Consider the following 5,330-nt stretch of genomic DNA (forward strand, 5'->3'; position numbering starts at 1 on the left):
AGCCCCCAGGGAGGGGTTTACGGCGTCTTTACGATCTGCCTGTTTTCACCGTTACGGGCACTTTGTCATTAACCTCAAGTTTTGCTGTGAGCTTGCCTGGCAGGGTAGCTTCATTTAATAAGATTTATGCTGTACTATATGTTGCATATTAAATGCATCTTTAAATTATCTGAGGAATATCAGTATGGAAAATACATCAGCCTTGCTTTGCTACAAGCAGTTACCTGTCTGGAATAGCGCTGGCGTACCCGCGATGTTTCGTGAAAAGCACAATACCAAAGCCGGAACATGGGCGAAATTGACGATTCTGCGTGGAGAAATGGATTTTTTGATCCTTGATGAAGCGGGTAATACGCTGGAAAGGCACACCTTCTCTGGTGAGAATCAGCCTCCCTTTATTGAACCACAAGTTTGGCACCGTATTGCTGCGTGTTCAGATGATCTACAATGCCAACTTGGTTTTTATTGTACGGCAGAAGATTATTATCATAAGAAATATAATTTAACACCGACTCATTCCGAAGTGATTGAGGCGGTGAAAACAGTCAAACCCGGAAAAGCGCTGGACTTAGGCTGTGGTTCCGGACGTAATTCGTTATATCTGAACTTATTGGGTTTTGATGTGACCGCTGTAGATAAAAATGATGAAAGTATCAGCCGCTTGCAGCAGATCATTGAGCAGGAACAACGGTCGAATATTACCGCCAGCACTTATAACATCAATGAAGCCAGCCTGGATAATCGCTACGACTTTATTCTTTCAACCGTCGTGTTAATGTTCCTACAGCCAGAAAGAATCCCGCATATTATCAAGAATATGCAAGAGTGTACCTTACCTGGTGGTTACAACCTGATTATCTCCGCGATGTCGACTGATGACTTCCCTTGTACGGTGCCTTTTTCCTTCACATTAAAATCGGGTGAATTACGCCATTACTATAAAGATTGGGACATCATTAAATACAACGAAGATGTTGGGCAATTGCATAAAACTGATGCGCAAGGTAACCGGATAAAACTGCGTTTTGCAACCCTGCTGGCGAAAAAGCCGTAATGGTACTGGCGACCGCGTAATATTCAACGTTCCGCTGAGTAATCTCTTATTTAGCGGAGCGGTAAGTTGGGTTCATCACGTAATCGATCGACAATATAATCAATAAAGACACGAAGTTTCGGGGGTAAATAGCGTGTTGGAGGATAGAGCAACCATAAACCGCCACTGTATGAGCTGATAAAGCGCCACTCCGGTAATACCTGTACCACCTGCTCCTGTTGCAAGGCTGTTCTGGCGGTAAAATAGGGTAAACTGCCAATGCCGATATGCTGCAATACTGCATCTAGCCTGACCCCCGTGTGATTCGCGGCGTAGCGGCCCTTTACTGCGACCGTGATAGCCTTACTTCCTTGACGAAACTTCCAGCGCGCGTCCCCCGGTGTTTCTCCGAGATAAATACAACTGTGTTGAGCTAAATCGTGGGGATGCTGCGGCGTACCCTGGGCTGCAAGATATTCGGGGGTTGCACACAGAAGATGTTCGATATCCATCAGTTGCCGCCCGATCATCCCCGGTGGGGGTTGGTCAGTAATTCGAATGGTCAGATCCACATTTTCATCAATCAAATCAACATAGCGGTCATCTAATATCAACTGCACATCTATTTTGCTATAGCGCTGTAAAAATTCCGGCATATGGGGGTGAATTACAAAGCGACCCACCGCCTTGGGCACACTGATACGGATAAGACCTTCCGGCTCTTGACTATATTGGTCACTGATCTCCATCACCGAGTTGGCGGCATTGAGCATGGCGTTGCAGCGTTTAAAGACCTCTTCGCCGCTTTCGCTTAAACGCAATTTACGGGTTGTTCGCTGCAATAAACGGCTTGCCAGTGCTTTTTCGAGTTTGCTGACGCTGCGGCTAATCGCCGAAGGTGAAAGCCCCAATTGGCGGGCGGCCGCTGAAAAACTGCCTGTTTCGACAACTTTAACGAAGATAGCCATTTCACTCAGCAACGCGAGTGGAAGATTTGTGCTCACAGCGCAATAGTCCTTTGAGTATGTGACGGATTATCACGTCAGACTGACATCAATATAATCATAATGGAAATGATAAAAGGGTAATGATTATGACAACCCGTCTATTTTTTGAGAACGATACGCTGGCAATGGATGTTGAGGTGCTGAGCTGCACGCCGGCTGGTGAGGAGTTTGCCGTGATATTACTGGCGACTATTTTTCATCCGCAAGGTGGGGGACAACCTTCTGATACCGGTTACATCGGCGCTAATCAGGTGTTGCGGGTTGTTCAGCAGCAGGGGCAATTAATTCATTATCTGGCGAAGCCCATAGCGCCGGGAAGTTATTATGCTCGTGTGGATAATGAGCGCCGCCTGTTAAATACACGTATGCATTCAGCGGGGCATCTTATCGGCAATATTGGTGAAAGTTATGGTTGGCTACCGGTGAAAGCGCATCATTGGCCGGGGGAAGGGCGAGTGTCATTTAAACGGACCCAAGACTCCCAGGTGGTTGATATTGATATTGTTCAAGCGGCGCTGGAACAATTTATCCAGCAAGATTTACCGAGACAGACTTCAGTACAAGGTGATTTTCGTGAAGTTGGTTTTGGTGAATTATCGGCTTATGCCTGCGGTGGTACCCATGTCAGCTCATCGCGCGTACTGGGTAAGGTTACTGTGCAGTCAATCTCGGAGAAGAAAGGCGTTATGTCAGTCAACTATCGGGTTGATTAGCCTGTGAACATAAAAGGTATAAGCAATTTCTGAGATGACCTGATTATTTTATCCTTTAATGCTGTTGAGAATTATTAATCAACTTCATTGATAATCATTATCACTGAGTGTAATAATATCATCCATATAAGTTCCGTGGAGTATGGATTGTGGCGAATGTAGCTGAAGTGATTTACCCTTCAACAATGGCGATTTCTGATGAAGTCGCCAGTTTGTTCGCCCGTACATTTGTGCACTTCTCCGAATCCTTTTATGTTGATGCGGTAGAAATCCCTAAAGACAGCATATTGCTTGAGCAGTGGGCGGCAGAAAATAGCCTGCCCGCGTTGATGCAAAACTATGAAAATCACTATTACAGCGATACTGGGCTTAATCCAAATCATAAAGCGCTGCACTCATTATGGGGGCAATGGTATTTCGGTTTGGTTATTCCCCCTATGATCTTGATGTTACTGGCATTACCTGCAACGATAGATACCCGTCCGGAGAGAGTTCGCATTAAATTTCACGCAACAGGACGACCTGAAGCTATCTACTATCAACATGACTGGTTAGATAAATCACCGTCATCTTTATTGCAACGGCTCTATTTATTACTCGATCATCATATTATTCCTGTCATGAAGAGAATAGAGCGCCAGCCAAAAGCTAATATCCGGCTGATATGGAATAACATAGGTTATTTGATGTTTTGGTATCTGCGCGAATTCGCAAATAAGTTAGGCCCCATTGAGGGCTATAACGCCATTATTGAAAATCTTTTTCTCACCTCAAGCTTGCCTGATGGAAGAGATAACCCACTCTATCGCACTGTTATTCCTCGTAATGGGGGAATGGAGCGCCGCACTTGCTGCCAACGTAATAAACTTCCTGGTGTCGGCAGTTGTCTTGATTGCCCGTTAGAATCTCGCCCATAACCGGTATATCATTCAACTTACAGATAAAGTAAGCCTTGAAGGATATTTCGGTGAATAAAGAAAAAATTGCCCATTTAAATGCGGTTAGTCGCAAAGCTCGTGGGGTCATGGAGCGAGAAGGGCTTGATGCTCTGGTTGTCACCGTCTGCGATAACTTCTATTACCTGACCGGTTTTGCCAGTTTCTTTATGTATACCTTCCGACATACCGGTGCTGCTGTCGCGATTATGTTTCGTGATGAGAACATTCCGTCTCAAATCATCATGAACGAGTTTGAAGCTGCCAGTACGCACTTTGATATGCCCAACATGGTACTGAAAACCTTCCCGGTGTGGGTGGACGTGGCTGATCCGCGCAACCCACTGAATCATCATAAAAAACGTGAACGCCCTATTGGCCCTCCAGTTGAGGCTGTTTTTGCTTTGGTGAAAGATGCCCTTGAGGGCGCAGGAGTGTTGGATAAGACCATTGCGATTGAATTACAGGCGATGTCTAACGGCGGCAAAAACGTGTTAGATAAAGTGGCCCCAGGGTTAAAGTTGGTTGATTCGACAGCGCTATTCAATGAAATACGAATGATTAAAAGCTCGTGGGAGATTCAACACCTGCGAAAAAGTGCTGAAATCACCGAATTTGGTATCGCCAGTGCGGCTAAGCATATTCGAGTGGGTTGCACCGCTGCCGAATTGACCGCGGCATTTAAAGCTGCCGTCATGACTTTCCCTGAGACCAATTTCTCTCGCTTTAATCTTATTTCAGTTGGCGATAATTTCTCACCTAAAATGTTCCCTGATGAAACCCCGGCAAAGCCTGGCGACTTAATTAAGTTCGACTGTGGGGTTGATGTGGCGGGTTATGGTGCCGATCTTGCCAGAACATTTGTCTTGGGGGAACCAGATGAACTCACACAACAGATATATGACACTATCAGAATCGGTCATGAGCATATGCTCTCGATGGTTGCTCCGCGCGTTAAGTTAAAAGACGTGTTTGATAGCACTATGGATGTGATTAAAAAGTCCGGTTTACCGCATTATAACCGTGGCCATCTTGGCCATGGCGATGGTGTATTTTTAGGGCTGGAAGAAGCACCATTTGTTAGCACATTGGCAACGGAAACATTCCGACCAGGTATGGTGTTAAGCCTGGAAACACCTTATTACGGTATCGGGATTGGTTCGATTATGCTGGAAGATATGATTCTCATTACCGATAGCGGTTTTGAGTTTCTGAGTAAAATGGATCGTGATTTGTGTCGTTATAATTAATTTGTGCTAGCCCCATTATATGTGAGTTAAGCACATACCTAAAATAGACTCTGGTTTTCTAACAGAGTCTATTTTTAATATAAAAACATTCAGCCTGACTCATAAGAAAGTAATAAATTTCACATATTAAATATAGAGTTAAAGTAGAATTGTGAGTTCATACTGAACCAGGCCTATTCTGGTGGTACCATTGAAAATGAAATTATTCTGTTTTTGACTATAACGCGAGTGATAATCGCTAGCATCCATGATTGCACGATTTTATATAGTCGGATGCATAAAGAATATTTTAGATAATCAAATTTAGAAGTAGCGAGTTTCTCCATAAACAAACTGAAAACCAAATTGTGCTGTCTTTTCACAGAACACTGTGTTGTAGCATTCCCTTAGTA

At 44.4% G+C, this 5,330-nt stretch carries 5 protein-coding genes; 4 read left to right on the forward strand and 1 reads right to left on the reverse strand.

What is annotated here, in order from left to right; translation table 11 throughout:
* The first annotated feature begins 184 nt into the window (after window positions 1-184).
* A complete protein-coding gene (tehB, locus tag HU019_RS19995) occupies window positions 185-1,054 on the forward strand; it encodes an SAM-dependent methyltransferase TehB (RefSeq protein ID WP_174850047.1) in 870 nt (289 codons plus the stop codon).
* A 50-nt stretch (window positions 1,055-1,104) separates the two neighbouring features.
* Here tehB and HU019_RS20000 read toward each other — a convergent pair whose 3' ends face one another.
* The gene (locus tag HU019_RS20000) at window positions 1,105-2,037 is read right to left on the reverse strand and encodes a LysR family transcriptional regulator (protein ID WP_174850048.1); all 933 of its coding nucleotides are present in this window, start codon (window positions 2,035-2,037) and stop codon (window positions 1,105-1,107) included.
* Window positions 2,038-2,126: 89 nt separating this feature from the next.
* Between HU019_RS20000 and HU019_RS20005 the strand changes: the two genes are divergently transcribed.
* The 3 genes from HU019_RS20005 (at window position 2,127) to HU019_RS20015 (ending at window position 4,938) form a co-directional block, all read left to right on the forward strand.
* On the forward strand, window positions 2,127-2,753 hold the full coding sequence (locus tag HU019_RS20005) for an alanyl-tRNA editing protein (RefSeq protein ID WP_174850049.1): 627 nt from the start codon (window positions 2,127-2,129) through the stop codon (window positions 2,751-2,753).
* Window positions 2,754-2,902: 149 nt separating this feature from the next.
* The gene (gene fhuF / locus HU019_RS20010; protein WP_174850050.1) at window positions 2,903-3,670 is read left to right on the forward strand and encodes a siderophore-iron reductase FhuF; all 768 of its coding nucleotides are present in this window, start codon (window positions 2,903-2,905) and stop codon (window positions 3,668-3,670) included.
* Window positions 3,671-3,720: 50 nt separating this feature from the next.
* Window positions 3,721-4,938 (forward strand): M24 family metallopeptidase, encoded by a 1,218-nt coding sequence (locus HU019_RS20015; RefSeq protein ID WP_174850051.1) that lies wholly within the window; start codon window positions 3,721-3,723, stop codon window positions 4,936-4,938.
* Window positions 4,939-5,330 lie beyond the last annotated feature (392 nt).

The sequence above is a fragment of the Yersinia artesiana genome, from assembly GCF_902726545.1.
Taxonomy (GTDB): Bacteria; Pseudomonadota; Gammaproteobacteria; order Enterobacterales; family Enterobacteriaceae; genus Yersinia; species Yersinia artesiana.